This is a genomic window from Bradyrhizobium sp. B124, assembly GCF_038967635.1.
Classification (GTDB): domain Bacteria; phylum Pseudomonadota; class Alphaproteobacteria; order Rhizobiales; family Xanthobacteraceae; genus Bradyrhizobium.
Genome location: NZ_CP152413.1, coordinates 7,412,126 through 7,435,114, shown reverse-complemented (window position 1 = coordinate 7,435,114; position 22,989 = coordinate 7,412,126). Strand labels below are relative to the sequence as shown.

General features: G+C 59.3%; 23 protein-coding genes and 2 pseudogenes. 3 read left to right on the top strand and 22 right to left on the bottom strand.

What is annotated here, in order from left to right; genetic code table 11:
• Positions 1-10 precede the first annotated feature (10 nt).
• From AAFG13_RS35365 to nifH, 6 genes are all read right to left on the bottom strand, one after another.
• Positions 11-1,120: an electron transfer flavoprotein subunit alpha/FixB family protein gene (locus AAFG13_RS35365; RefSeq protein ID WP_342709696.1), complete on the bottom strand. Its 1,110-nt coding sequence runs from the start codon at positions 1,118-1,120 to the stop codon at positions 11-13.
• Between the two features lie 555 nt (positions 1,121-1,675).
• Positions 1,676-1,807, bottom strand: a complete 132-nt coding sequence (locus tag AAFG13_RS35360) for a hypothetical protein (protein WP_342709695.1) — start codon at positions 1,805-1,807, stop codon at positions 1,676-1,678.
• Positions 1,808-2,112: 305 nt separating this feature from the next.
• Positions 2,113-2,454, bottom strand: a complete 342-nt coding sequence (gene nifW, locus AAFG13_RS35355; protein ID WP_342709693.1) for a nitrogenase stabilizing/protective protein NifW — start codon at positions 2,452-2,454, stop codon at positions 2,113-2,115.
• Between the two features lie 475 nt (positions 2,455-2,929).
• Positions 2,930-4,117 (bottom strand): homocitrate synthase, encoded by a 1,188-nt coding sequence (nifV, locus tag AAFG13_RS35350; RefSeq protein ID WP_342709692.1) that lies wholly within the window; start codon positions 4,115-4,117, stop codon positions 2,930-2,932.
• A gap of 365 nt (positions 4,118-4,482) precedes the next feature.
• Entirely contained in the window at positions 4,483-5,199 is a 717-nt protein-coding gene (locus tag AAFG13_RS35345) for a nitrogen fixation protein NifQ (RefSeq protein WP_342709691.1), read from the bottom strand.
• Between the two features lie 148 nt (positions 5,200-5,347).
• Positions 5,348-6,232 (bottom strand): nitrogenase iron protein, encoded by an 885-nt coding sequence (gene nifH / locus AAFG13_RS35340; RefSeq protein WP_342709690.1) that lies wholly within the window; start codon positions 6,230-6,232, stop codon positions 5,348-5,350.
• Positions 6,233-7,101: 869 nt separating this feature from the next.
• Between nifH and AAFG13_RS35335 the strand changes: the two genes are divergently transcribed.
• A complete protein-coding gene (locus AAFG13_RS35335) occupies positions 7,102-7,515 on the top strand; it encodes an ArsC/Spx/MgsR family protein (protein ID WP_342709689.1) in 414 nt (137 codons plus the stop codon).
• A gap of 456 nt (positions 7,516-7,971) precedes the next feature.
• Positions 7,972-8,721, top strand: coding sequence for an OmpW family outer membrane protein (locus tag AAFG13_RS35330; RefSeq protein ID WP_342709688.1), 750 nt, complete (start codon positions 7,972-7,974; stop codon positions 8,719-8,721).
• A gap of 538 nt (positions 8,722-9,259) precedes the next feature.
• Here the strand turns inward: AAFG13_RS35330 and AAFG13_RS35325 are convergent.
• From AAFG13_RS35325 to AAFG13_RS35260, 14 genes and pseudogenes are all read right to left on the bottom strand, one after another.
• The gene (locus AAFG13_RS35325) at positions 9,260-9,607 is read right to left on the bottom strand and encodes a (2Fe-2S) ferredoxin domain-containing protein (protein WP_342709687.1); all 348 of its coding nucleotides are present in this window, start codon (positions 9,605-9,607) and stop codon (positions 9,260-9,262) included.
• Positions 9,608-11,132: 1,525 nt separating this feature from the next.
• A pseudogene (locus AAFG13_RS35320) lies at positions 11,133-11,593 on the bottom strand (Rieske 2Fe-2S domain-containing protein).
• A gap of 8 nt (positions 11,594-11,601) precedes the next feature.
• Positions 11,602-11,823 (bottom strand): hypothetical protein, encoded by a 222-nt coding sequence (locus tag AAFG13_RS35315; protein ID WP_342709686.1) that lies wholly within the window; start codon positions 11,821-11,823, stop codon positions 11,602-11,604.
• A gap of 364 nt (positions 11,824-12,187) precedes the next feature.
• A pseudogene (locus tag AAFG13_RS35310) lies at positions 12,188-13,380 on the bottom strand (DegT/DnrJ/EryC1/StrS family aminotransferase).
• 5 nt (positions 13,381-13,385) lie between these two features.
• On the bottom strand, positions 13,386-13,655 hold the full coding sequence (locus AAFG13_RS35305) for a hypothetical protein (protein WP_342709685.1): 270 nt from the start codon (positions 13,653-13,655) through the stop codon (positions 13,386-13,388).
• Positions 13,656-13,689: 34 nt separating this feature from the next.
• Positions 13,690-14,049 (bottom strand): DUF3024 domain-containing protein, encoded by a 360-nt coding sequence (locus AAFG13_RS35300; RefSeq protein WP_342709684.1) that lies wholly within the window; start codon positions 14,047-14,049, stop codon positions 13,690-13,692.
• Positions 14,050-14,064: 15 nt separating this feature from the next.
• Entirely contained in the window at positions 14,065-14,304 is a 240-nt protein-coding gene (locus tag AAFG13_RS35295) for a nitrogen fixation protein NifZ (protein ID WP_342709683.1), read from the bottom strand.
• On the bottom strand, positions 14,301-14,621 hold the full coding sequence (locus AAFG13_RS35290) for a nitrogen fixation protein NifZ (RefSeq protein ID WP_342709682.1): 321 nt from the start codon (positions 14,619-14,621) through the stop codon (positions 14,301-14,303). The genes AAFG13_RS35295 and AAFG13_RS35290 overlap by 4 nt, the downstream gene beginning before the upstream one ends.
• 155 nt (positions 14,622-14,776) lie before the next feature.
• On the bottom strand, positions 14,777-15,001 hold the full coding sequence (locus AAFG13_RS35285) for a 4Fe-4S binding protein (protein WP_342709681.1): 225 nt from the start codon (positions 14,999-15,001) through the stop codon (positions 14,777-14,779).
• Positions 15,002-15,011: 10 nt separating this feature from the next.
• Complete coding sequence (gene nifB, locus AAFG13_RS35280; RefSeq protein WP_342709680.1) at positions 15,012-16,571, bottom strand: nitrogenase cofactor biosynthesis protein NifB; 1,560 nt, start codon at positions 16,569-16,571, stop codon at positions 15,012-15,014.
• Between the two features lie 319 nt (positions 16,572-16,890).
• On the bottom strand, positions 16,891-17,754 hold the full coding sequence (locus tag AAFG13_RS35275) for an SIR2 family protein (protein ID WP_342709679.1): 864 nt from the start codon (positions 17,752-17,754) through the stop codon (positions 16,891-16,893).
• On the bottom strand, positions 17,751-17,975 hold the full coding sequence (gene nifT / locus AAFG13_RS35270; protein WP_342709678.1) for a putative nitrogen fixation protein NifT: 225 nt from the start codon (positions 17,973-17,975) through the stop codon (positions 17,751-17,753). Before nifT ends, AAFG13_RS35275 begins: the two co-directional genes overlap by 4 nt.
• Before the next feature lie 17 nt (positions 17,976-17,992).
• On the bottom strand, positions 17,993-19,180 hold the full coding sequence (gene nifS / locus AAFG13_RS35265; protein ID WP_342709677.1) for a cysteine desulfurase NifS: 1,188 nt from the start codon (positions 19,178-19,180) through the stop codon (positions 17,993-17,995).
• Between the two features lie 301 nt (positions 19,181-19,481).
• A complete protein-coding gene (locus AAFG13_RS35260; protein WP_342709676.1) occupies positions 19,482-19,802 on the bottom strand; it encodes an iron-sulfur cluster assembly accessory protein in 321 nt (106 codons plus the stop codon).
• Positions 19,803-20,078: 276 nt separating this feature from the next.
• On the opposite strand from AAFG13_RS35260, the gene AAFG13_RS35255 reads away from it, so the two are divergent.
• Positions 20,079-20,684, top strand: a complete 606-nt coding sequence (locus AAFG13_RS35255) for a hypothetical protein (RefSeq protein WP_342709675.1) — start codon at positions 20,079-20,081, stop codon at positions 20,682-20,684.
• An 8-nt stretch (positions 20,685-20,692) separates the two neighbouring features.
• On the opposite strand, the gene AAFG13_RS35250 is transcribed toward AAFG13_RS35255, so the two are convergent.
• Positions 20,693-21,088 (bottom strand): Rieske 2Fe-2S domain-containing protein, encoded by a 396-nt coding sequence (locus tag AAFG13_RS35250; protein WP_342709674.1) that lies wholly within the window; start codon positions 21,086-21,088, stop codon positions 20,693-20,695.
• 522 nt (positions 21,089-21,610) lie between these two features.
• Positions 21,611-22,459, bottom strand: coding sequence for a host specificity protein (locus tag AAFG13_RS35245; RefSeq protein ID WP_342709673.1), 849 nt, complete (start codon positions 22,457-22,459; stop codon positions 21,611-21,613).
• Between the last annotated feature and the right edge of the window lie 530 nt (positions 22,460-22,989).

Below are 22,989 nucleotides of genomic sequence, written 5' to 3'. Positions count from 1 at the left end.
ATCATCTCCTCTAGACCGCGATCCGGGCGCGCGAATTCGGCAAAAGCCTGGCGCGAAATGCGGCCGTCAGTGCCGGTAGCAATTGAATGGCGTCATTGACGATCGCGACATGGGCAAAGTCGAGGATCGGCGCGTTCTTGTCAGTGTTGATGGCGACGATCAGATCCGCGCCCTCCACGCCAACCCGGTGCTGGATCGCGCCGGAAATGCCGGCAGCAATATAGAGCTTTGGCCGGATGGTCTTTCCGGTCTGGCCGATCTGCCGGTCAGACGTAACCCACCCTTTTTGCACCAGTGGACGCGAGCAACCGTACTCCGCGCCAAGCAGAATTGCGAGCTCGCGCACCAACCGAAAATTCTCAGGCGATCCCAGTCCCAAGCCGCCGGCAACCACGACATCGGCATAGGCCAGATTGGACGTTTCTGAATCGCGATCGGGGATGAACGACAGCACTTTCGTGACGATATCGTCTTCAACAAGGCCAAGCGGGTGGATGATGATGCGAGCGGCATCGCGTGCGACGCGCTCTGGCATGGGCATGACGCGCGGGCGGACGGTCGCCATCTGCGGACGATAATTCAAGGTATAGATCGTGCAGAGCAGCGAGCCGCCAAAGGTCGGACGCGTCGCCGCAAGCGAACCATCGGCGTCGACGTCAAGCGCGGTGCAGTCGGCAGTGAGCCCCGTCAACAAGGTCGTCGCCACGGAGCCTGCGAGATCTCGACCGAGTGTCGTCGCACCCAACAGCAGGATTTCCGGCTTGTAGGTGTCGACGAGTTCGGTAAGCGCTTTCGTATAGGATTCGTTGCGATAATCCGACAGAACATTGTCGCTCACGAGATAGGCCAGATCGGCGCCATAGCAGAAGGATTCAAGCGCGGCGTTACGCGTGGGCTGCCCCTCCGGACCGATAACGACCGCGGCAAGATTCACCTTTAGCCTGTCGGCGAGCCTGCGCCCCGCACCCATGAGCTCCCAGGACACCGGATGCACCTGGCCGCGCTCCTGCTCGACGAAGACCCAGACATGCTTGTAGGCCTTAAAGTGCTCCGGCAGCTCCTTTTTGGCTGCTGCGCGGCCGGCCGCCGCCGGCACGGCGGTTTTGGTGACATTGCTCATGCTTTAAATTCCCCTCAAAAATTACGCGCGCCTGCGCCACAGGATTGCGTTCTACTTCGGTCAACTGAGGATCACTTTTGATCAGCGGGTGGCCGGCGGCTTGCCCGCCCCGTCTGCTCGGTGCGGCCCGACCGCGCAACGAGACGCCTCGCCGCGCTAGACGTACCGGACGGGCCTGATCTTGAGAGGTTCTCGACACCGGTCTCTTGCGCGCTCCATTTGGCGAGCTCCACGGCGGCGGCCGGGCCGCTGCGGTAAATCTGACTGGTCGCTTCGATCCTTGGGTCGGCAAGTCCGCTTACTGCGCAATACCTGCACCTTGCTTTCGGCCTAGCGCTCCTCATTGACTGTGACGACCAGAGTGATCTTGCCACTGCACTTGCCACGCAATCCGTGCCCGGCCTCCAGCGCCGACAACTCGCATAAGCCGACGTTCGTGCCTCGTCCTGACGCATGTCGACCATGGGATGGATGCGGGCCTGCGCGGATTCGGGGACCTGCTGGAAGCGGACGACTATCTGCATACCCGCTCCAGGTGTATCGTGGACGAGCGACTTACCCATTGACCACCATCTCACGGTCGATGCTGGCTTCAATCGCGTCAAAGGCCATTTCGAACGGCACTGGCGCCAGCGTGAGCCACGAGATGATGCCGCAGCGCTCGACCGGCAGCAGAAGCAACGCCATAGGTCTTCCTTCAAATTCATCTCGGACGGCTACCATCTGTCGGCATCCATGACGGGATTGGCACGACAACAGCAAGTGTCGTACCAGTTGCAAGAACCAAGGAAAATCGGGCGAAAGCAATGACTTGGAATACGCTTAAGATGACTGCTGACACCGCGGACACGACCACTCCAGACATGGGTCGGGAATACGACAGCGCCGCTCGAGTCATCGCTGCAGGGAGTTGATCTGGATGAAGACGAAGTCTGCACAAGGGACCGTCACCACGCCACTTGGGAGAAATCGCGCTGCAGCGGAGCACGAGATCACTTCAGCGCACTCAATGGGACAAAGGCCGCCGGCTTCGTAGGGTCCGCGACGGCATCCTTCAAAACCTTGAACACTCGCTGATCGATCGGTGACGATGCCGCGAAATCGGCATAGGCCTCCTCCAGCATCGCCTTGCACCGAGCTCTGACTTCCGGCTCGGCGGCACCAGCAAATTGCTCTTTTGCGAAATATTGTCCCATGCGCTTTAGGATATGAAGGCGCGCGACATTGACGATCTTGGGGTCGTAATCGACGCCGAGCAGCGAGAAGAACTCTTCCGCCGACGAGGCCTTGCTGAGCCGATCCAGGATACCGGTTGGCGGGCATGAGTTGCTCATCGTAAAATCTCCCTTGGGTTAGCGCGTCGACATTCGACGAAATGCGGCAGCCGCCTGACGATCCTGTCGCAGCCCCGAGCCCGCACAGCTGCTGCGCGCCGCCGAAGCCGGGCTCCGGAAAGCCGCCCCTCACCATTGCTGCCCACATCGGCAGCTTCGCCGGTGACGCCAGCGCCAATGAAGATGGATCAATGGTCAGACCGCGATCAATGTTGACGCTCGTCAGAACGTAGCCGGACCGGAACAACAGCTGCACGGAAAGACGCCGCCTGGCAGTCCGAGGACGGCTCGCCATCGGATAGCAGATCACAGCATCTATGCCGGAACGGACAGCAAGGTCTGGAGCTGAGATCGCGCCAGGGAATCTGGCATGCGCAGGCAGGCGGTCGTTCCCGCCCATCAGCGACATCGGACACCGTCCTTGCGGCCCTTTGGATTTCGAACATTCGGCGAAAACGATGCTGGGCACGGCTCTTCACGCGGGGTCGGTCGCCAAGCATCCGCACACATCGCGCCAGATTGCCGCCACCGTTTCGCGCTCGACCGGCAGTTTGTGCGCGATGGCATGTTTGCGGACTTGCGAGAGGATCTGTCTGGCCTGATCGGCGCTGGCGACGAGCTGCAATTCATTGAGCAACGCGGTGATCGCCGAGAGCCCGGAATGCTTGCCGATCACAAAACGGTTGCGGCGCCCCAGCAAAACGGGATCAAGCGACTGATAGGTGCGTTGATCCTTCAAAAGGCCGTCGACATGAATGCCGGATTCGTGCGTAAATACATGTTCTCCGACAATGGCCTTGTTCAGAGGAATCGCACGTGCAGCCGCGGACGCCACCACCGCGGCGACATTCTCGAGCTCCGGCAGTATGATGCCGGTCTCGCGCCCGTAGAGCTGCCTGAGCGCGACCGCGACTTCCTCGAGCGGAGCATTTCCGGCCCGCTCGCCCAGCCCGATGACGGTCACCGAGGCGTGGCTCGCGCCCGCCTTGATGGCGGAAAGCGTATTGGCGGTTGCGAGGCCGAGATCGTCGTGGCCGTGGAATTCGAGTTCGAGATCGGTGGTCGCGCGCAAATTCCTGACCAGCGCGTAGGTTGTGTCGGGATCGAGCACACTGAGCGTATCAGCAATACGAAAGCGACGCGCGCCCGCCGCTCTTGCCGCTGCCATCAGTCTGATGAGAAAATCGATGTCGGCGCGGGAGGAGTCCTCGCCGCCGACAGCGACCTCAAGTCCCCGCTCACGGGCGTAACCTACCGCCCGCCTCACCTGCTCCAGCGCCAGGTCGCGATGACCGCCAAGCTTGGCCGCGATCTGCACATCGGACGCCGGGATCGACATATTGATCATGGACACCTTCGCTTCGATCGCGGCGTCGACGTCCGCCTCCCGCATCCGGCACCAGCCGATGGTGGTCAGCGGAAGATCCGCTTCGACAATGGCGCGGATAGCGGCGATCTCCTCGTCGCCCATCGCGGGCGTTCCCGCCTCGATCTCCCTGACCCCGGCTCGCGCCAGCGCCTGCGCGATCGCGAGCTTTTCCTCTGTGGTGAACGCAACGCCAGGCGCCTGCTCGCCGTCGCGCAGCGTCGTGTCGTTGAGCACGGTCGGCTCGGTGCGCGCCTGCTCGGACCAAGCGGGTTTGGCGGCAGTGGTGGCGGCCATCACGAAAGGGCTCCTCATTGTTTTGACCAGCATATGCTTCAGCAACCCGCATGCCAGCCCGTCATCCCCGACAACCGATTGAAGTATCTCCGCTTTCCTCCTCTACCGGATTGTCGCAAACGCGACAGGCGCATTAAGCGGACGCCTCACCATGCCGCTTGCCACGCCGAACTGGGAGTTAGCTCGGATTGCAGCGTGCAGGATGAACGAATTGTCGCGGAGCATTTGGGCCCGGTACCGCCTCGGTCACATGGTCGCTCGCTCGCATCGAGACGACGTCGGCCGCGCCTTGACCTCCTGCGACGCACGCCAACCCCGGCCAAGCGTTCTCGGACGGCGCGGTGATCGAGAATCCTTGTGACAGCTCAGATGGGCCAGTCACCGTCGACGGCCGGACGAGCTGCCTGCAACAGAAAGTCACGCCTGCGCTCGGCCATCCGGCTCTCGCCGCTTTCTTCGCCAAAGCAGAGGTTGAAGTCGTTACATTGCGTGCACACCGGCGTTGTGCACATCATGAGGCCTTCATCCTCGCACAGCATGCGGTAGAAGAAGCGCTTCCAGCGCATATTGTTGACATTGCGCAGGGCGAGCGGCGCGAAATGGCGGCTTAGCAGCCGAGACAGTTCGGCACGATTGCGCAATCCGAGATCTTCCCACAGGTGGTCTGGCTCAATGGCGCGGCGCGCGATCATCGCTGCCAGCCAGCGGCCGATATCGCCTTTCGTCGAGCGTTGCTTGAGCAAGAGATCGCGCACCATTGCGATCTCGTCGTTCTCATCGGACTTGAAGGCCAGGAGCTGCTCCGCGAGCTTGATCTCAACCGACGGAAAGTACTGCTTCAGCAAGGCCACCAGTTCGTGGCCGGACAGGCCGGCCTTCTCGGGAAGCGGACCACCGTCCAACGTGGCAGCCGCTAGAATAGACGCCAGGACATGGCAATCGAAATTGCTGTCTGTGGCAATGTCGGCATCTGTAGGAGCCACACCGGTGAGCAGGCGGTAGGTTGCAATTCCCCTATGCATCTGGCTGTTCGCATCAACGGCACAGGCAGCCATCAACGAAAGGAAGTGCGCTTCGGGCATGATTTTGTGGCTTCCACGGCGGTCAGGTTTACCCGCACCGTCCTGGTCTTGGCCACGGGTCGATCGTCAGAATGCCGGCCTCCCCGGATGGGGGTTGGGGGAGACCGGCATCCGTCGCGCGCCTTCGCAAGGCCGCGACTCGCGACCTTTACGAGGCCGCGAGTTCGGCAGCGGTCTTGCCGACGATGGATTCGTCGACGGGCTTCATAATGCCATGCTCCATCAGCATGTCCTCGAGCTCGTCCATGGAGATCGGGGTCGGAATGATCCCTTTGCCGCCATTGTTGTGAACCTTGGTCGCGAGATTGCGATAGTGATCGGCCTGCTGCGAGTCGGGCGCATACTCCAACACCGTCATGCGGCGCAACTCGGCATGCTGCACCACGTTGTCGCGCGGCACGAAGTAGATCAGCTGAGTGCCCAGCTTCTTGGCCAGCGCCTCCGCCAGTTCCAGCTCCTTATCGGTCTGCCGCTCGTTGCAGATTAGGCCGCCCAGTCGCACACCGCCAGAGTTGGCGTATTTCAGGATACCCTTGGAGATGTTGTTTGCGGCATACATCGCCATCATTTCCCCCGACATCACGATATAGATCTCCTGCGCCTTGTTCTCGCGGATTGGCATCGCAAAGCCACCGCAAACGACGTCGCCAAGCACGTCGTAGGAGACATAGTCGATGTTCTCATAGGCGCCGTTCTCCTCCAGGAAATTGATCGAGGTGATGACGCCGCGGCCGGCGCAGCCGACACCCGGCTCAGGACCACCGGACTCGACGCAGCGGATGTCCTTGTAGCCGACCTTCATCACGTCCTCGAGTTCGAGGTCCTCCACGCTGCCGGCACTCGCTGCGAGGCTCAAAATCGTGTCCTGTGCTTTGGCGTGCAGGATCAGGCGGGTGGAGTCCGCCTTAGGATCGCACCCCACAATCAGGATTTTCTGACCCAATTCGGCCAGCGCCGCTAGTGTGTTCTGCGAAGTCGTGGACTTGCCGATGCCGCCCTTTCCGTAGAACGCGATTTGTCTCAGTGAAGACATGTTGCTCTCTCCATCAACCGATTTGCCAAAAGTTGCGCACTTCTCACGCGCGAGCTCGTTTCTCTCGCAGAAACGGGGCACACGGGTTCAAGGGAAGGAGCGCATCGCTCGTCTTAGACGTCGGCGTGCACTCAGCCCTCACTCAGTGTTGCTGCCGCCTACTAGCAACCGCCATGCCAACGGTTGCGCGCGCCCATTAAGCTTCTGATTACGTTTTGAAAACCAACGCGCCGGAGGGTCATCCCAGCTGTATTGGAGCTGACAGCATCTGCGCGCTGTCAGAAAGCGAACAAGGGCGAGAACCATCAACCGGAAGAAGCCAGCTTGGCTTGGCTTGGCGTGGCCTGGTCCGGTGCCTACCCTCATCTGTGGAACGGAACTTGCTACCTTTCTTGCGAAGCCAGCTGTCGGCAATTTGAGGAGAGGGACGATGCAGATCGGACTCGGAACCTCGACGGTAGTGGACCGTCGACGGGTGCGTGGTCGACGATGACGAGATCAGCCCGCGCGCCTCTGCAATTGATGCAGTATGATCAGATCGGGACGCATGAGTTGAAAACGCCGCAGGACGCCTTTCCGAGGGCGCCTATGGGTTGAAGCCAGATGTAGTCCTGCTCGGCGCTCCCTTTCTGAGACATAAGGCGCCGACGCTCATTGATGAGTTAGCGGCTCAGTTTCAAAGATGCTCGGATCTTGATCGTTTGCGAACAACCAAGGAGGCCATGTCCATCGAACGCATGAGGCCGGCGCACGCGGTACGCTGGTCAAGCCGCTGACTTCGGAGATGGCTCGCGAGCAAGTCGAATACGCTCCCGGACGCTGCGGCAACGCACCGATCGCTCAGTTCAGCATACCCGCATAAGGCAGATATGGCGACAATCATCTTTTATCAAAAGTCCGGCTGCGTTACCAATGCGCGTCAGATGCAGGCGCTGAAGGTCGCTGGCCACGACGTTATAGCGAAGGATATCTTGAAGGAACAATGGGGGGCCGAGGAATTGCGACACTTCTTCGACAATATGCCGATCGCATCCTGGTTCAACCGAGCCGCGCCCCGTATCAAGTCAAGCGAAGTCAATCCCGACGCAATCGACGCGCCGAGTGCGCTCGCGTTGATGCTGCGCGATCCGCTCCTGATCCGACGACCGCTGATCGACGTCGGCAGTGCAAGATGCGCTGGATTCGATCATGAGCTCGTGCTGTCGCTGCTTGGCCGGACGACGCTAAATGATCTCGAGCGATGCTCGTACGAAAGAACGGCCACGCGCTGTCCACAGATGTGAGGAAAAGATCGTTCGTACGACCACGCCAGCCGATGATGCGAACAACGACGTTTTCGCTTCCGGCTCCCTCAGGAGCAGCCGACAGGTCCTTCGCTGACAAAGCCGGCGTGAGTGGCTCCCCGTAACAAAGTGCTCTCATGCCGCACTCGGGGTGAATACAGCCTCTCCGGCGCTTGCGGTGTGAGAGATGCCGCCGCGGTTCGACCGCCCTGATCCTCATGCCCCCTGCGGCCTGGATTGCATCCAAACACAAAGCCGAAAACAGTTTCTTGAACAGCTCAGACCGAAGATTGAATTGAATAGCGATCCGAACAGATCGACTTTCCGCTGTCGTGATCCATTTGCAACTTTGCTGCATAATTGCGCTACGGCGGCTCCATTTTGACCGTCATCAAATCCTTCGCCATCCCCCATGTGTGACAGAGGTCTCGCGCGACTCTTCGCGCGAACTTTGGAATGGAGAACTCGATGAGACCAAGAACAATTCTGAGGACGGCATCGTTGCTCGCGCTCGCGACCTCGTTCAGTGCCGCTAGCATCTCGGTACAGGCCGCGGATCTGGCCAGCGCGCCGGTCTATTACAAATCCCCCCCGATCGAACCCTTCAATCCGTGGATGATCCGCCTGCGCGTGCTTGGCGTTTTGCCGGATACCGCAGGCAGCTCGGTCAACGTCGCCGGGGCGCCGCCGCTGTCCTCGCCAAGTTCTCGGCTGTCGATCAGCGATCAAGCGATACCGGAGCTCGACATCACCTATTTCTTCACAAAGAATATTGCCGCAGAACTCATTCTCGGCGTGACCAGTCATCACATCAGCGGCAACGGCACGCTCAATGGGCTAGATATCGGCAAAGCTTGGCTGTTGCCGCCAACGTTGACCCTGCAATATCACTTCACCGATTTCGGGCCGCTCAAGCCCTACATCGGCGCGGGCATCAACTACACCGTGTTTTTCAACCAAACCGCAGCCAATACGTCGCTCGCGGGCCTTGCAGTGACAGATTTGCACATCAGAAACCAGTTTGGCGCCGCGGTCCAATTCGGCTTCGATTACATGCTTGACCGTCACTGGGGCCTCAACTTCGACGTGAAGAAGTTGTGGCTGCGTCCGGATTATTCGGCGACCGTAAACAATGCGATTGCCGTCACCGGGCGCGCCAATATCGACCCATGGCTTGTCAGCGGCGGCATCACTTACAAATTCTGACGCAGGAACAAGTTCTGCCGCCAAAACGGGAGCCAGGGAAAGGATTGGTTTGGTCAGCAGCAAGCGAGATGGCGCGTCAAAGATGCGTCATCTCGCCGGACACTGGAAGCCACCCGCAGCATTGCTCGCGTTGTGAGCTGCGGATTGGTGGCATGAAGTGACGGAACGCCAGCCAATCGAGCAAATAGTGATCGATGAGATCGCGCTCTTGATTCGTTGCCCGGGGCCGACTTGCTTATCAAAGGCAGGAATTTAAGCCGGCGCACCGTGCTACGGGGCAGACCGCGTCACAGAAGACTTGACACTCAGGCCCCGTCGACTTCGATTAAGCGCAGCACTCTGATCCAACCCGCTTCTCGCCGAACATCCCGATAAAATTCAAGGCCATAACGACAAGGTCGATGCCTGCTGTTGCGCGCGTCCCGGCGTCGAAGGTCACCCGTTCATCTTCAGATCAAACAGCTCCGAGATGCCAACCGTTGGACGGATAAGCCGTACACACTTGATAGCCCGAGCCAAGCGGCGCTAAGCGATGCCTCTAGCTGCGCTTTAGCACCATCACGAGGCGGTCGACACGTTTGCCTTGCTTGAGATGAGAGTTTACGATTTCGTCAACGTCCTCAGGCGTGGTCGCGCGATACCAGACTCCGTCGGGATAGATGACCATCAGGGGGCCGGAATTACAAAAGCCGAGGCAGCCCGCCACCGTGAAACCGACATCGTTGAGGCCTTGCGATTCGATCGCCTTACCCATCCGATCCCACAAGGGTTGCGCGCCCGAGGCGCCGCAGCTGCCGTGCGGATGAGTCGGCGGACGCTGCGTGTTGCAGGCAAAGACATGATGTCTATACAGTTGAGGAAGCTCGAATTCGGTTTCTGCGTTCATGCGCCTATCCTGTAATCGATGGGTTTCATCTGAAAAGAGACAAGATCCGAGCGCATCGCCCCACAATCCATTCTTCAATTAAACGCCGCATCGACCAATTGATGCTACGGAGTCCCACTCGAACGTGCGAAGGCAGGCAAGACGAGCGGGCGCCATTGTGAATGTCATCGGACGATCGGCGTTAGATACTTCCACGTCTGGGACAGTCTCCTTGATCGGATTCAACGTCTTCTCCCGTCATCGCAATCTTTTTGCTCCCGCATCCCTTAGTCGACCATCCAACTTCTCCAAGCAAGTTCCGCACCAGATGCGTAAATGCTGGTTTTTGCGACGATCCCTTGCTCTGCCCCGGCGCGACTGACAATTCTTGCCGAGGTTGCGACAGGGTCGTTCCTTTCTGTTTCGGACGCGACAAACGTTGAATCGCGTTTGAGCTGCCTGCTTCAAGCTTCCGCGGTTCGCACGCGGAACGGGCGGAGATTCTCGGTTGGTCTGTCCAGCTCTTGCACGATCATTTCGCGGAATAGGCAACGATCTTCATGACTCTCGTCCCCTCTCGCGGAGCGATCGGCCCGACGGATTGATCGCTCGCCCAAGGCGTGATGGCCTAGCTGCATCGTCCAGCCGCGCGCGCACCGTATCTTCCTCGCCAAACGGCTAAACCCTGCGCTCGTGTCGCTGCCGATCTATCGTTTGCGTCAAAGATAACGCCCAATCGCGAGCGCTCCGACGAGGCGCAGGTGATCACCGAGCCACGTTTGACGCTACAGGGCAGGCCCGCCCACAAACTCTCAATTGGCAGCAACGGCAAACCTGCAACACAAGGCCAGATTGCGCCCTCCGCTTCGCGCGCGATACCTCGAGATGCGCTTGCGGCATCTTGCCGAACGATGAGCTCGACCACGCGCACGTGCTCGTCGATGCATTCGACCTTAACCGGCGCCGTCGGCTGACCGTGGCAGCGGAACTCACCGAGGACGTCGCATGAACGGAGGTTTGGCATTGCAATTGCAGCGCGGGCACCAACGCCAGCTTCGGCGGACGCCCAAGAACTTCTGACACAGGATCGTCATTTCTCTGCCCAAACGGTCCTGCCAGTCTGGGTCCTCCCATTCTCCCAGCCCAGACGGTGCCCTCGGCGGACTTGTAGCCGCCGAGGGCATTTCCTTCTCGAGCATATTGTATCCGCCGGCAGCAAGACGCGCGTCTTGGCCTGCCCGGTCCATTTGGTGGGCGAGAACATGTTCGAGCGAAGTGGATGCCGGTTCGCGCAAAGGAAACGCGTCAAAACAGGAATCGAAACCCCGTTCCGATTTCATCGGAACGGAAAAGGCCCCAGCGCCAGAGCACCTCCTTGGTGCCGCGGAGATCGCCGGATGCACGACCGGAATCTGGCTGGCAGCGCGTTTGTTCTCACACGTTCAGAAGCGGCAACACCGTCTGCGTCAACACTCACGAGTATGACGGCTTTATCCGGCAACAAGGCGCCTAAGCACCTTGAAGCAACAGCCAAGCGATAGGCCTATTAATCGGGATGGATCGCAATATCCATGGTTTCGTCACTGTCCTCGAACGGGTTGGAAACCGATCGTCCTCCAGCAGCTTGACGCCGCACAGGCAGACGTCACCTTCGATCACGGCGAGTGCGACCGGCTCAAGCGCTTGCCCATTGCAGGGCCCATCGATGCACACTCCAGTGTCGATCTCGAATCTCGCACCGGGCCGCCCGCATCTGAGAAAGGAGCGGTCTGGAGAGAAGAATTCACCGGAGCCGATGTTGAGCCAGGCGCTGTCATGCGGACAACGATTGACATACCCGAAATACTCGTTGCCGAACGTGCGCACCACAATGATCGGAAACGGCCGGCTCGCGCCGCTATCATCGATCCGCGACAGGCTAAAGCCCCTGGCGCCACTCCGCTCGATGGCATCGGCGGGACAGACGGCGAACACCTCGATCTGATCGCTCTTCAGGTTGCCGATCATCCCTTCGCTCATCCCGGCCTCGCAGTTTCCTGCTTGAAGGCTTCGATCGCGGTCCGGGTCAGCCGAAAAACGCCACGGCCACGAGCGAGCGGCCGATAGGTCGAACTGGCACGGGCGTTGAGAACGTCAAACCATTGGTTCGGCGTGAGCTTCGCCGGGCGCTCGCTGATTTGGACCACCCTCCCGTTCGGAGCGAAGCGGACGTGAATGATGACTTGTGGTGAGTTCATAGCAACCCCTTATTTGGTCAATCCTAGGTCAAAGCCAAAACCGAGGATCTCGATTGTGACGTCCTTGGTTTCGAGCACCTGGCGCGTGGGCCCCGAGCGGCGGGTTGGAGACGGCACCTTTCGCTACTTCGAACAGGCTTTCATCGCGCTCTCATCTGGAGCATTCCCGCGCCCTTCCCAGACGACAATATGACTCCAGCAGCATCCGCCCCGCCCCCGCATCTGCGTGGGACGGTGATCTGCGCGCGAAGCAACGCCGCCACAAACGGCCTGCCCAGGGTCGCTTTGCTGGATTTGCGCAATGACAATACCGCGATCATCGCTATTCAATCATCGTTCGTTCATGAAGTGGATGACGAGCATCTCAGTAGATCGCTGCACCCGCGCCCACGTTGATCGACGCATCTTTCATGGTCTCGACGACAAACTCGATCTTATTGTTGGTGAGATGGGTGTGAAACGGCAGCGCCAGAGCGCGATCGGCGATCTTTTCCGCAACCAGGAAATCGCCACGTCGATAGCCGAGGTCGAAATAGTGGCGTTGCAAGTGCAGCGGATGGCTATAGGCGGCGGCTTCGACCTGGGCGGCGCGCAGATCATCGACAATGGCATCGCGGCCGGATCGCGTGAAGCGCGTTCCCAGATGGACGAGATAGAGCAACCAGTTCACCTCGGTCACATCGGGGCCAACGTAAGGCGGCTTGATGCCTTCAAATGATTGCATATGCGCGTTGTAAAGCTGCTCGACCAATCGACGACGCTCCAGGATTTCATCGAGGCGCTTGAGCTGAGCCAGCCCCAAGGCAGCCGTGAGATCGCTCATGCCGCACTGGTAGGGTGCCGTGGCGCCGACGACAACGGACGACCGCTCGTCCAGGCGATGGGCGCGATGGTGACGCAAGCCAACCGCGATGTCGATATCGTCGGTCACGACCATTGCGCCCTCGCCACAGCTTAGGGCCAGGGCTGGGCAAAGTCGAACACCGCCAGGTCGCCAAACCGGCCGACGAGCTCGCCCTTGTAGCTCGATCCGATCGCCTCGGTGGAATCCTCCAAAAGCGGCAGCTGATGGCGCTGCGCGATCGCGCGCAGCTCCGACCATGGCGCAGGATGACCGTTGGCATTGCCGGCGACAATCGCCCGCGTGTTGACCGTGATGCGCTCTTCGGCCTTCGCTGGGACCAATGTCCCCGACCAATAGTCGATGTCGGCAAAGACCGCCCGTGCGCCCGCGAGACCGATAGCATGGATCGTCTCGCGAAAGGAATAGGGTGAGGCAATGACCTCCTGCCCCGGTCCGACGCCGAGCGTCTTCAGCGCAAGCAGGAGCCCGATGGTGCCGCTCGAGACCGCGACCGCATATTTGCGGCCAAGATAGGCCGCGAAAGCGTGCTCGAACGCTTCAGTGATCCGCCCATTGGAAATTTGCGGCGAACACAGCAGTGTTTCCACAGCAGAGAGCTCGGCGAAGGTGATATCGGGATCGGACAGTGGAATGAAGGATGTATTTGCCTCCTCACTGTCCGCGCCATCAAGCGGACGCTTTGCGAGTTCAATGCCGCTCACCGCGCAACATTCCTTTTCGCCAATACGATGCCGGTCGCCCGCGTCGGATCGGCCGTAATCTGCACGCAGTGATCCGACCCATCGAGCAAATGCAAGTCGAAACGAGGAAACTGCCGGAACGGCTGATCCGCGACATCCGAGGCATCACAGCGCGCCCAGGCAAGCTGCGGGAAGCGGCGCGATAGCTCGACAAAACAGCTCGTCTCGGCGCCAGCGTCCGCAAGCAGCCGTTCGATTTCGATCAACTCCTCGGCAGTGAGCGCCATCGTGGCTCCTTTATCGCTCGTCAATGGCGGTTCGTCATCGCCAGAACAGACGCTCCGGATCCGCGTTCAATTCGTCGATTGCTGAAGTGAGGCGGTGGTAGAGGCTGTAAAATTCCCAGATTCCTTGCGCGTGGTTCTTGCAAAACAGCTTCCAGATTCCGCTCACGGCATCATAAAGAATCAACGCGACATCGACTAGACCGCCATCCTTGTCGATATTGCGCGAGCAACAGGGACTCTCGACGAGATAGCCTCCCCTCACCGGCGTCACGTTCGGCGAGACATAGAGATAGCGCTTGCGCAAGCTCAAGCCGCGCTCGATCCGCTTGCGATCGAGCTCGTTTGGGTGAGGCACCAGCCCGGTCTTTGCCTTCCTCATCAGCGCGGCATTCATCGCGAAAGCCTTCCTTCAAAGCACTGTGATTTCTTCTTCAAGACAGCCGATGAGCAGCCGCTCACCAAAATCGACCGTATAGATCGGCACGTTCGCTTCGGTATGGATAGCGACCCTGATGATCTCGCCGGTCGCTCCGGCGCCGAGCAAGAGCCCCTCGGGCTCCGTATTGGGAAAAGAGCCATCGTTGATGATGTCGACTGCGGTTTTGACGCGTTGGCCCCGCCGATATTTCGGAAAGCCGGACTCAGTCATGACACGGCCTCTTCCGGCAATGGCAGATCATCCGTCTCCTCGCACGCGTCCACCGGCGCGAGTTCCTTGCGCTTCATGCCAACGCGGTAGCCGCTTTCCAAAAACTCGACCCCGTAGATGTAGAATTGCTGCAGGAACGTGCCGATCGAGATGACGTAACCTACGTCTCCCTTCTTGACCAAAATGTCGCCAATCGCCTTGCCGCGATAGGTGCCATCATTGCGGATGGTACGATTGGCTCGCACTTTTTCGCCAAAGTTGAAGACAGGCGGCCCACCGAGCTCGACGACGTCGCTGTCGCGAACAATGCTGCTCACGCTCCGCTCCCCCGTGGACATGCAAGGACGCCGCTCGGACCGGCGCAGGCGAGATCCTGTCGAACGTCGGCGCCTGCGGCGCCGCCAACGCGCAGCACGAAGCTTGCGACGTTTTCAGCAACAACTCTTGGCATGCCGATCATGGGATTCATTCTTTAGGCTTGCGCCTGGTAACGCGGCCGGGACGTGTCAATGACGCAGGTACCGTCGACCGGACAGGCCGCGACACATTGCGGTTCCTCGAAATAGCCTATGCATTCGGTGCACTTCGCCGGTTCAATGACGAAGCTCCCCGCCTTCTCCGAGATTGCAACATTCGGGCATAGGGGTTCGCAGGCCGAGCAGCTCGTACATTGCGAGGCAATGATCTTGAATGGCACATAACCCCCCTTACGCCGCCGAGATCAGGGCCCCCTGCCGAATCGCGGCGTCGCCGCGCTTGGCGTGCTGGATCTCGCCGCTTTTCACCCTGTCAAGATAAGACCTGAACCAAGCGATCGCCGACTTCTCGATGTACTCATGCGCATATTGATCGACCGGCTCGATTCCAGCCTTGATCAGATTGCTTTTCGGGCAGCCGCCGATCTTGGCAACGAACACCGCATGGCAGTCAGAGATGCCACGGATGATGGTCGAAAGCCTATCCTCCTCACCATGACCGCCTTGGCAATAGACATCCACGCGACGGTGGCCGACGAATTTGACCCCGGATGTGGAAAGCTCGTACACCTGAAATTCCTTTGCATGCCCAAAGTGCTCGTTGATCAGCCCGGAGCCTTTGGTTGCGACTGCGACCAGAAGCGTGATCTCGCTCATCTCGCCGGTGAATTTCGCAAGCCCGTCTTGGTTGGCCGTGACTTTGGCGGCACGCTCATCCTCCACCCTTTCTTGATAAGCTTTGCGCATCTCGAGGTCATATTTGATGTCCATTTTCATGACTTGGCCGGTGGTGAACTCTGCGCTACGATCCTCTCCGAGCAAACCCACAGCATCGGCGCGGCACTGACGGCAATGCCGCATCATGGCTATCTCCCCTTCGCAAGCATCTTGCAGCTCCTTCAACTGCTGAGCGGTCGGGCCCCGCTGCCCGTTGAGGCCAAATACTGTGCCGTGCTCGGGCGCGGAGATCAGCGGCATGATATTGTGAAGGAAGGCGCCGCGTGACTTCACCGCCTTGTTAACCGCGGCCAGGTGATGGTCGTTGATCTGTGGGATCATTACCGAGTTGACCTTGCACAGGATACCCCGCTCGCTGAGCATCTCGAGACCTCGCAGCTGACGATCGGCGAGTATCCTCGCCGCGTCGATGCCGGTGTAGCGCTTGTGGTTGAAGAAGATCCACGGATAGATCTTTGCGCCGATTTCGGGATCGATCATGTTGATGGTGATGGTGACGTGCTCGATTCTGGACCTGACGATGGTGTCAATATGGTCCGGCAGCGCCAGTCCGTTGGTCGACAGACATAGCTTGATGTCGGGAGCCGCCTTGGCGACCAGGTCGAACGTCTTGAACGTCTTTTCTGGATTGGCCAAGGGATCGCCCGGACCGGCGATGCCAAGCACCGTCATCTGTGGAATGGTGCTCGCGACCGCGAGCACTTTTCTCACCGCCTGCTCAGGGGTGAGCTTCTCGCTCACCACGCCCGGACGCGATTCATTGGCACAGTCGTATTTGCGGTTGCAGTAATTGCACTGGATGTTGCAGGCTGGCGCTACCGCAACATGCATGCGGGCGTAATGATGATGCGCCTCTTCGCTGTAGCAGGGATGGTTCTTCACCTTTTCCCAGATCCCGGTCGGCAGATCGCCTTGGACTGCCCGTGAGCCGCAGCTGGCCTGGCCGCTGTTGGCTGACGTGCGGCAGCCCTTATGCTCGGAGGCAGGCTGCATCATCTTGCCGCTAGCTACCGCACCGTTGGCATATGTTCTGCGCCCGACGACCGCATTCATTTTCATTTCTCCCCGCAGGCATCATCGGCTCCCCCGAACAAATCCTGAGCGAGCCTCAAGATGAGGTGTAGCAACTCACATGCCATGACGAAGACGATCGCGTTGCAGCCATACATCAACGAGTTAGCGCAAATGAACGACGCTGGCGCCTGTTGGCAATGCGACAGGTACGTCGTGATTTTGACACCGAGCTCCAAGGCGGGCGCATTCATTCTCGCGCTAGCCCGCGGGGACCCAGCTACATCTGCATGGCCTTTTGCGGATTGCGGCCTCTCATAATAGGCCGATATGAGCTGGGCGATCCGGCTTCACAGCGCTGTCAATTGGTGAGCAGTATCTCCACCGCGCGAGGGAGCCCAATCACAAGCGGCGTCAGGCCCTGCTCGAGCAGAAAACAGAGCTCGTTGCGTGAGAGCGCGTCCGGATCAACGATCGCATAGTGCGTGTCGGCCGAACGCTTGATGATCTGCCGCGCATAGCTACGCAACAATTGATCGTTGAAACGACAACCGATGAACAGAAAGCTCTGTCCGCTCCGCCTTTCCTTGATGATGTCAGGTATCGGTGTCTGGATATCGATTTCGGTCAGCACCTCGACATAGTCCGAGTCAGAGATCAGGAAGTTCTTGGCCGGCTGCACGCCGCCATGCGGCTTATACAGCACCGTCGCCCAGCTGCCGGCCACGACACTGTCGACCTCTCGGCCAACCGAGTCATAAAAGCGATACCAACTGCTTTCGCCGATGCCGACGCGGGTGATGCCCTGCACTTCGCCCCATCCATCGCGCTTGTCCAGCGCCGCGCGCATCGCGCCATCGTACCATGCGTCGACTATGACGGGCAGCGACAGAGACGCAAGATGATGGTGCAACCGCGTCGGCTCGACCGTCGGAGCGAAGGCATGCGCCATCAATGCCGTCACGGTAGAACGATGTTTGCTGATCTCGATATGCTGCGCCGACGCCCACGCATTGCCCTTGGCCCGCCGCGGCAGCGCAATCTTGCTGGCGAAGAAGCCGGCTAACGCCTCGGGTGTCGTCGGCACCTCGGGTCTGGAGAGTTCGGCGAGGCCAGGCCCGAGATAGGGAACAACGCTGTTGGCCCTCAGCCCGGCAGCGACGTCCGCGAGAATGGCCTCTGCATCGGTCGCATTGACAAAATCGATCTGCGGGGGCGCCTTCACGGATCGTCCCCGTTCTCGCCCCGTTTTTTGGCGTTGATTGTGATCGGCAATGGTGTGTCGCTCGCCATCTCGGGCAAATCGAGCACCCAACCATTAGCTATTTTGATCCAGCCGCCCCAGAGCGTCTCGTACTCGGATTCCACGATCGGCTCTTCGAGATCCTTCTTCGGCACGTAGATCGACAGGCCCGCATCCGGAGAGCGGCGGATCATGATTTTCACAAGCTCAACTCCCTCGACTATGACGCATAGCCGGGCAGACCGGCAGACTCCCCCGGGGTGGCGCGCAGGCGAGCCACGATGTCGGACAGTGCGTACACGACCGCATCGACCTCCGCGACGGAGGTTTCACGCGACAGAGAAAAGCGCACGGCGCCGCGCAAGCTCCACGGCGGCACCTGCATGGCGCGCAGAACATGCGATGGCTCCATTGAGCCGGAGCTGCAGGCTGATCCGAGCGACACGGCAATGCCCGCACGATCAAGATGATGGACGATTGCTTCGCCATCGAGATGGTCGAAGGCAATATTGGCCGTGTTCGCCAGCCGGTTGCTGACGTCACCAAGCGCAACACACCCGCCATTGTGCAAGATCCCTTGCTCCAGGCGGTCGCGCAACGCACCAATGCGAACGCGCTCCGGCTCGAGCCGCTCCACCGCGAGCTCCGCAGCCTTTCCAAGACCGACGATGCCGGGAATATTCTCAGTTCCGCCGCGGCGCCGTCGTTCCTGTGCTCCGCCCCAGATCAGCGGCCGGAACTTGGTCCCTTTGCGCAGATAGAGCGCGCCGATTCCCTTGGGTCCATGCAGTTTGTGTGCGGACAGCGACAGCATATCGATCGCACTGTCCTTTAGGTCAACGCGCACCTTGCCCATGGCCTGGACCGCATCGGTGTGAAACAGCGCACCCGCCTCACGTGTCAAGCCGGCGAGAAACTCCACAGGAAAAATCGTGCCGGTCTCGTTGTTGGCCCACATAATGGAGGCAATCGCCGTGCGTGGCCCGAGCGCACAGCGAAACGCCTCGATGTCAAGCCGGCCGCGGGAATCTACCGGTACGATATGCGTCTTGACGCCTCTTGTCGCCAGTTGCTCGACCAGCGCAAGGACAGCCGAATGCTCAACCGAGGTGGTAACGATCTCGTCGCGACCATCCTGGGTCGCAAGCGCGGAGAGGATGGCGGCATTAATAGCCTCGGTCCCACCGGAGGTGAAAACGATTTCATGATCGTAGGCAATCCCCAGCAGCCCCCGCAAGCTACGCCGCGCCTGCTTCAGCGCGGCTGCGGCTTCGCCGCCAAACGCATGGGCGGAGGAGGCGTTGCCAAATTGCTCGGTGAAGAACGGCAACATGGCTTGCACGACGGATGGATCGGTCCGCGTCGTCGCATTGTTGTCGAGGTAAATCGGCACTCGAACCCCGCTCAATCCCGCGCCTTACCTGCCGCAGCAACCGGAAACGGGCGGACGAATTCGCCGAGCCTGTCGAGCAGCCGCGCTTGAATGCCTTCCAGCGCCCTCTCAAACGCTGACGGAACGCGCAGGCACCGATCAGGCTGACCATGCAGCCATCGACCCCGATCAGCGGACAGTCGCCGCCGTCGCGTTGCAGATTGGGGCGGATCCCCTCGATCACGGTGCCAATGGGGAGCTCTCAGCCGGTCGCCGTGACCGGCAACTGCCTCAGTTGGTTCTGGTTCGGCCAGCATGCTTTGATTTCTCCTCTTTATCAGCTGAATGATTTGCCGCACGAGCAGCTTGAGGTGGCGTTCGGATTGTGAAAGGTGAAACCCGGGCTCTCCAGCGCCATCACAAAATCGATGGTGGTGCCGACCAGATGTTCATGGCTCTTGTCATCGACAAACACCTTCACGCCGCCGCACTCGATCACTGTGTCGTCAGGCTTCGCCTCCTCGGCCAGACCGAGCCTATATTTGAACCCGTTGCAGCCGCCAGCCTCGACTATAATGCGCAGGCCGCTTGCCGGGTGCGTCGACGATGAAATTGCGCTCCTGATCGCATTCACTGCGCGATCCGTCAGGTCAATCATGGCTTATCCCTCATCTGCTCCAGGTCTGCCTGCCAATGGGCAAGTCATGTGCCAGCGAGCAGGCGCTTGATGATGTTTACCTTTTCGGATCGCGCCTGTTGGCTTTGGAACTCGTGTCGGGCTTCTGACAAGGCCGCTTGAGGCGATCGCGGCCAACTTTCGCTTGTACTTTTCTCAACTGCGCCGAAAGCCGCCGCGCATGCGACGGCAAGCAATTTGCATCGCATCTCGCACCGGCCAGGCGTCGGTGAGGAGCTTAGATCGAGGACGAGTTTAATGACTGCAATCGAGAACACCGCACTCGGCAGACTTGAGAAGGAGGGCCGCCTGCTCAATGCCGTGATCAAAGGCGGGACCACCAAGCCGGGCCGGTTCGGCTTTCGCGGCGATGTCGCACTGAAATTCCAGACCCAGGTCGCAGATGAGAAACGACCGCCGGACTATTCGATCGAGCAGGTTTTGACGATCGCGCAGGACGGAGAACCCACTATTCCGGTGCTGGCCGGCTATCTGCATTCCTTCGGGTATCTGGCTGACGTCGCAGCCGTCCTTGACGGCGCCTTAAGCCCGAACGGCCGCTATTTCATATTCTGCAACAACATAGATTTGCTGGCGAAATACCGAATCAAGCTCGGTGGTGTTACCTTCCACGTCTTACCGTGTGATGAATCCACGGTTTGGAAGGAGATGATGGACCTGGTCGGAGTCAGCAAGGACGACATCAAGAAGCTTGATACGGGCGGCAAGCTTGATTACGTGCTCGATGCGGCAAACGATATCGAGCTGTCCGATCTTGAGCTGTCCTATGACGAGATCTCGTACGAAGACGGGCTGAAGAAGATGGAACCCGTGAAAAATCGCAACGAAAATCGGCCGGTCTGATCGCAGACTCATTCGTTTGGGGACACATCGTCTTCGACAAGACGCATCCCGACAACACAAATATCTCCATCCTGAACTGTCAACGCGATCGGCGTGAGCGCTCTCCCCTTACATGGACCTTCGACGCACTGCCCCGTGCCGAGTTCGAAGGTCGATCCGTGCTTGCCGCACATCAGCCGGACGCCGTATGGATCCAGGAATTCGTTCCGCTCCCAGTCTAGATTGACGCTGTTGTGCGGGCATTTATTGACATAGCCAAACACCTTCTTACCCCATCGCACGACAACGATGGACCACGGCCGGTGGTTGCCCTCGGCATCGACGACTATAAGATGGAATCCCATGGCCCGGCGGCTTGGAATGTCGTTAAAGCCACAAATCGCATAGATTGCGTCTGACTGCATCCATTGCTCGTTTATTGCAGGACGTTCTTCATTTCGCGGGACAATCAAACATGCAAGAACCGTAGAAGTGCCAGAACTTGCGCAGCTGCAGCTTTCGCGCGACAACTTTTCCGACACCTTACTGAACCAAACGCAGTGGTTGCTCACAGATCGCCACAGCCTTTCCACTCGCGCCAAATAGACCAAATGACGCGGCGAATTGTGTCGCGATCGTCCACCTTGGCATATAGTTTGATACAAAACTTCCTTGAGCGCATGCCGCCCCCAACCTGCTCATATCATGACGCGCCGTTGCATTGGCTACACCATTGAGGGCATTCGTACTCGATCTTCGTTGCACCGATTCCAGCTGCACGGCCCCACAAGCGCCAGAAGATCATTACTTTCCGAATAGGATGGGCAGGCGAATGGGGGCGCACGCTGCTAACGTACGCCCCCTCGTTTAACGCCAGGACCTTCGCGGCGCCGCGTCCATTCACGAAACAGCCGTTATTTCCTGCCAGGTCTCTTTATTGCGCTGTTCTACTCCATGTCCAATCGTTCGAGTTCTTCCGCCAAGTAGGCGTACGGATCACCACCTGAAGAGGCCTCACTCGCTTCAGCACTTTCGACACTTGCTTCAGAACCGGTGTTACTATCCTCGACCTTAGTAAGATACTTCGTAGGTTTGTCCACTCGCTGCCACTCGTTGCTCTCGTTCTTCGTCCACACTTCGGGATGCTGGTTAGGATCGAGCGCCCAATAATTACGACTCATGTGGACAAAACCCATTTTTTCCAGACGGGGTTCCATGCCCTCCAAGGCAGGACGTGACAAGACCAAGGGACGGTCGCCGTCCTGTCGCAGTTGATGCTCCAACAGAATATCGCCCGCGTTCTCGACCAACGGATGAGTAACCCGAAGGTCAACCACGGACGTGATATCGTTACGTTTAAATTGTTGCTGAAACTGTTCCCCCTTGATTAGAGCCGGCCCACCTGCCCTTAAAAGCCCGACAGTTTCGTTACCCAATTGATAGCTGTAGAATTTTGCTGGCTTGCTTGGATCATCGTAAGTGGAGAGGGAGCTTCCAGCAACCGTTGCTGCGCGCCGGGCTTTCTCGGACACGCGGTCCGAGTACTCTTCTGGGTGACTGGCGATGTGCCTGATGTCGCTGCCCAAAAATCTCTCCAGTCCTTCCATGAAGGAAGATCGGTCGATCTCTATAATAGGCGGATCGGACGCGAGAGAATATGGCGCCGGCGACGACCCGCTTGACGCGATGCTTGCAACTGTTTCCGAAAAGCGAGGGCTATCTCCGGCCTCTCCCGATTCATCGGCTTGGCCGGCACCTGTTGACTGGCTGGATGAGCCAACGATTCTGCCATACATCAGATCGCTCTCCTAACGGCAGATTTTCACGCTGTCGAGCTCGTGCCGCGCAAGCTCTGCCGACGAGGATATGCAGCCTAGCTGACCATAGCCTGACGCACAGGCGCAAAGCATCTGTCCGCACTCCCACGCGACGACCAGGCTATCCGCGCGCCTCACATCCACGCGCTGTTCATTGAGCTGCAATCTGTAGGCGGATAGTGCGTGATATTGCCGACGGTCGATCCATCAGGGAACCGGCCGCTTAACGGCTCAGGCTCTGTACCACCGCCCTCTCATCAGACCGCTCCCGCTATTGAGACACGCCGCAGGTTCGAACAGACATACTTTACGCACCCGTATATCGAACACCGGCGGCGCGTGCACGACGATCTCGGTCCTCCGCTTGATCTCGCCGTTGAGGCGCTCGATCGGATTGGTAACCGGTATGAGATGTCTCGGTGGCCAACGTTCCGCTGCGGTGTTCTACCTCGTGGCGTACGATGCGACCATCGGGACAGAGGCACCGGGAGCACGAAGTGCGGGCAGGC

Coding starts and splice junctions, on each gene's coding strand:
- AAFG13_RS35365 (WP_342709696.1), bottom strand. CDS start 1,120: ATGAGCAATGTCACCAAAACCGCCGTGCCGGCGGCGGCCGGCCGCGCA.
- AAFG13_RS35360 (WP_342709695.1), bottom strand. CDS start 1,807: ATGGCGTTGCTTCTGCTGCCGGTCGAGCGCTGCGGCATCATCTCGTGG.
- nifW (WP_342709693.1), bottom strand. CDS start 2,454: ATGAGCAACTCATGCCCGCCAACCGGTATCCTGGATCGGCTCAGCAAG.
- nifV (WP_342709692.1), bottom strand. CDS start 4,117: ATGGCCGCCACCACTGCCGCCAAACCCGCTTGGTCCGAGCAGGCGCGC.
- AAFG13_RS35345 (WP_342709691.1), bottom strand. CDS start 5,199: ATGCCCGAAGCGCACTTCCTTTCGTTGATGGCTGCCTGTGCCGTTGAT.
- nifH (WP_342709690.1), bottom strand. CDS start 6,232: ATGTCTTCACTGAGACAAATCGCGTTCTACGGAAAGGGCGGCATCGGC.
- AAFG13_RS35335 (WP_342709689.1), top strand. CDS start 7,102: ATGGCGACAATCATCTTTTATCAAAAGTCCGGCTGCGTTACCAATGCG.
- AAFG13_RS35330 (WP_342709688.1), top strand. CDS start 7,972: ATGGAGAACTCGATGAGACCAAGAACAATTCTGAGGACGGCATCGTTG.
- AAFG13_RS35325 (WP_342709687.1), bottom strand. CDS start 9,607: ATGAACGCAGAAACCGAATTCGAGCTTCCTCAACTGTATAGACATCAT.
- AAFG13_RS35315 (WP_342709686.1), bottom strand. CDS start 11,823: ATGAACTCACCACAAGTCATCATTCACGTCCGCTTCGCTCCGAACGGG.
- AAFG13_RS35305 (WP_342709685.1), bottom strand. CDS start 13,655: ATGGCGCTCACTGCCGAGGAGTTGATCGAAATCGAACGGCTGCTTGCG.
- AAFG13_RS35300 (WP_342709684.1), bottom strand. CDS start 14,049: ATGAATGCCGCGCTGATGAGGAAGGCAAAGACCGGGCTGGTGCCTCAC.
- AAFG13_RS35295 (WP_342709683.1), bottom strand. CDS start 14,304: ATGACTGAGTCCGGCTTTCCGAAATATCGGCGGGGCCAACGCGTCAAA.
- nifB (WP_342709680.1), bottom strand. CDS start 16,571: ATGAATGCGGTCGTCGGGCGCAGAACATATGCCAACGGTGCGGTAGCT.
- AAFG13_RS35260 (WP_342709676.1), bottom strand. CDS start 19,802: ATGATTGACCTGACGGATCGCGCAGTGAATGCGATCAGGAGCGCAATT.
- AAFG13_RS35255 (WP_342709675.1), top strand. CDS start 20,079: ATGACTGCAATCGAGAACACCGCACTCGGCAGACTTGAGAAGGAGGGC.
- AAFG13_RS35250 (WP_342709674.1), bottom strand. CDS start 21,088: ATGCAGTCAGACGCAATCTATGCGATTTGTGGCTTTAACGACATTCCA.
- AAFG13_RS35245 (WP_342709673.1), bottom strand. CDS start 22,459: ATGTATGGCAGAATCGTTGGCTCATCCAGCCAGTCAACAGGTGCCGGC.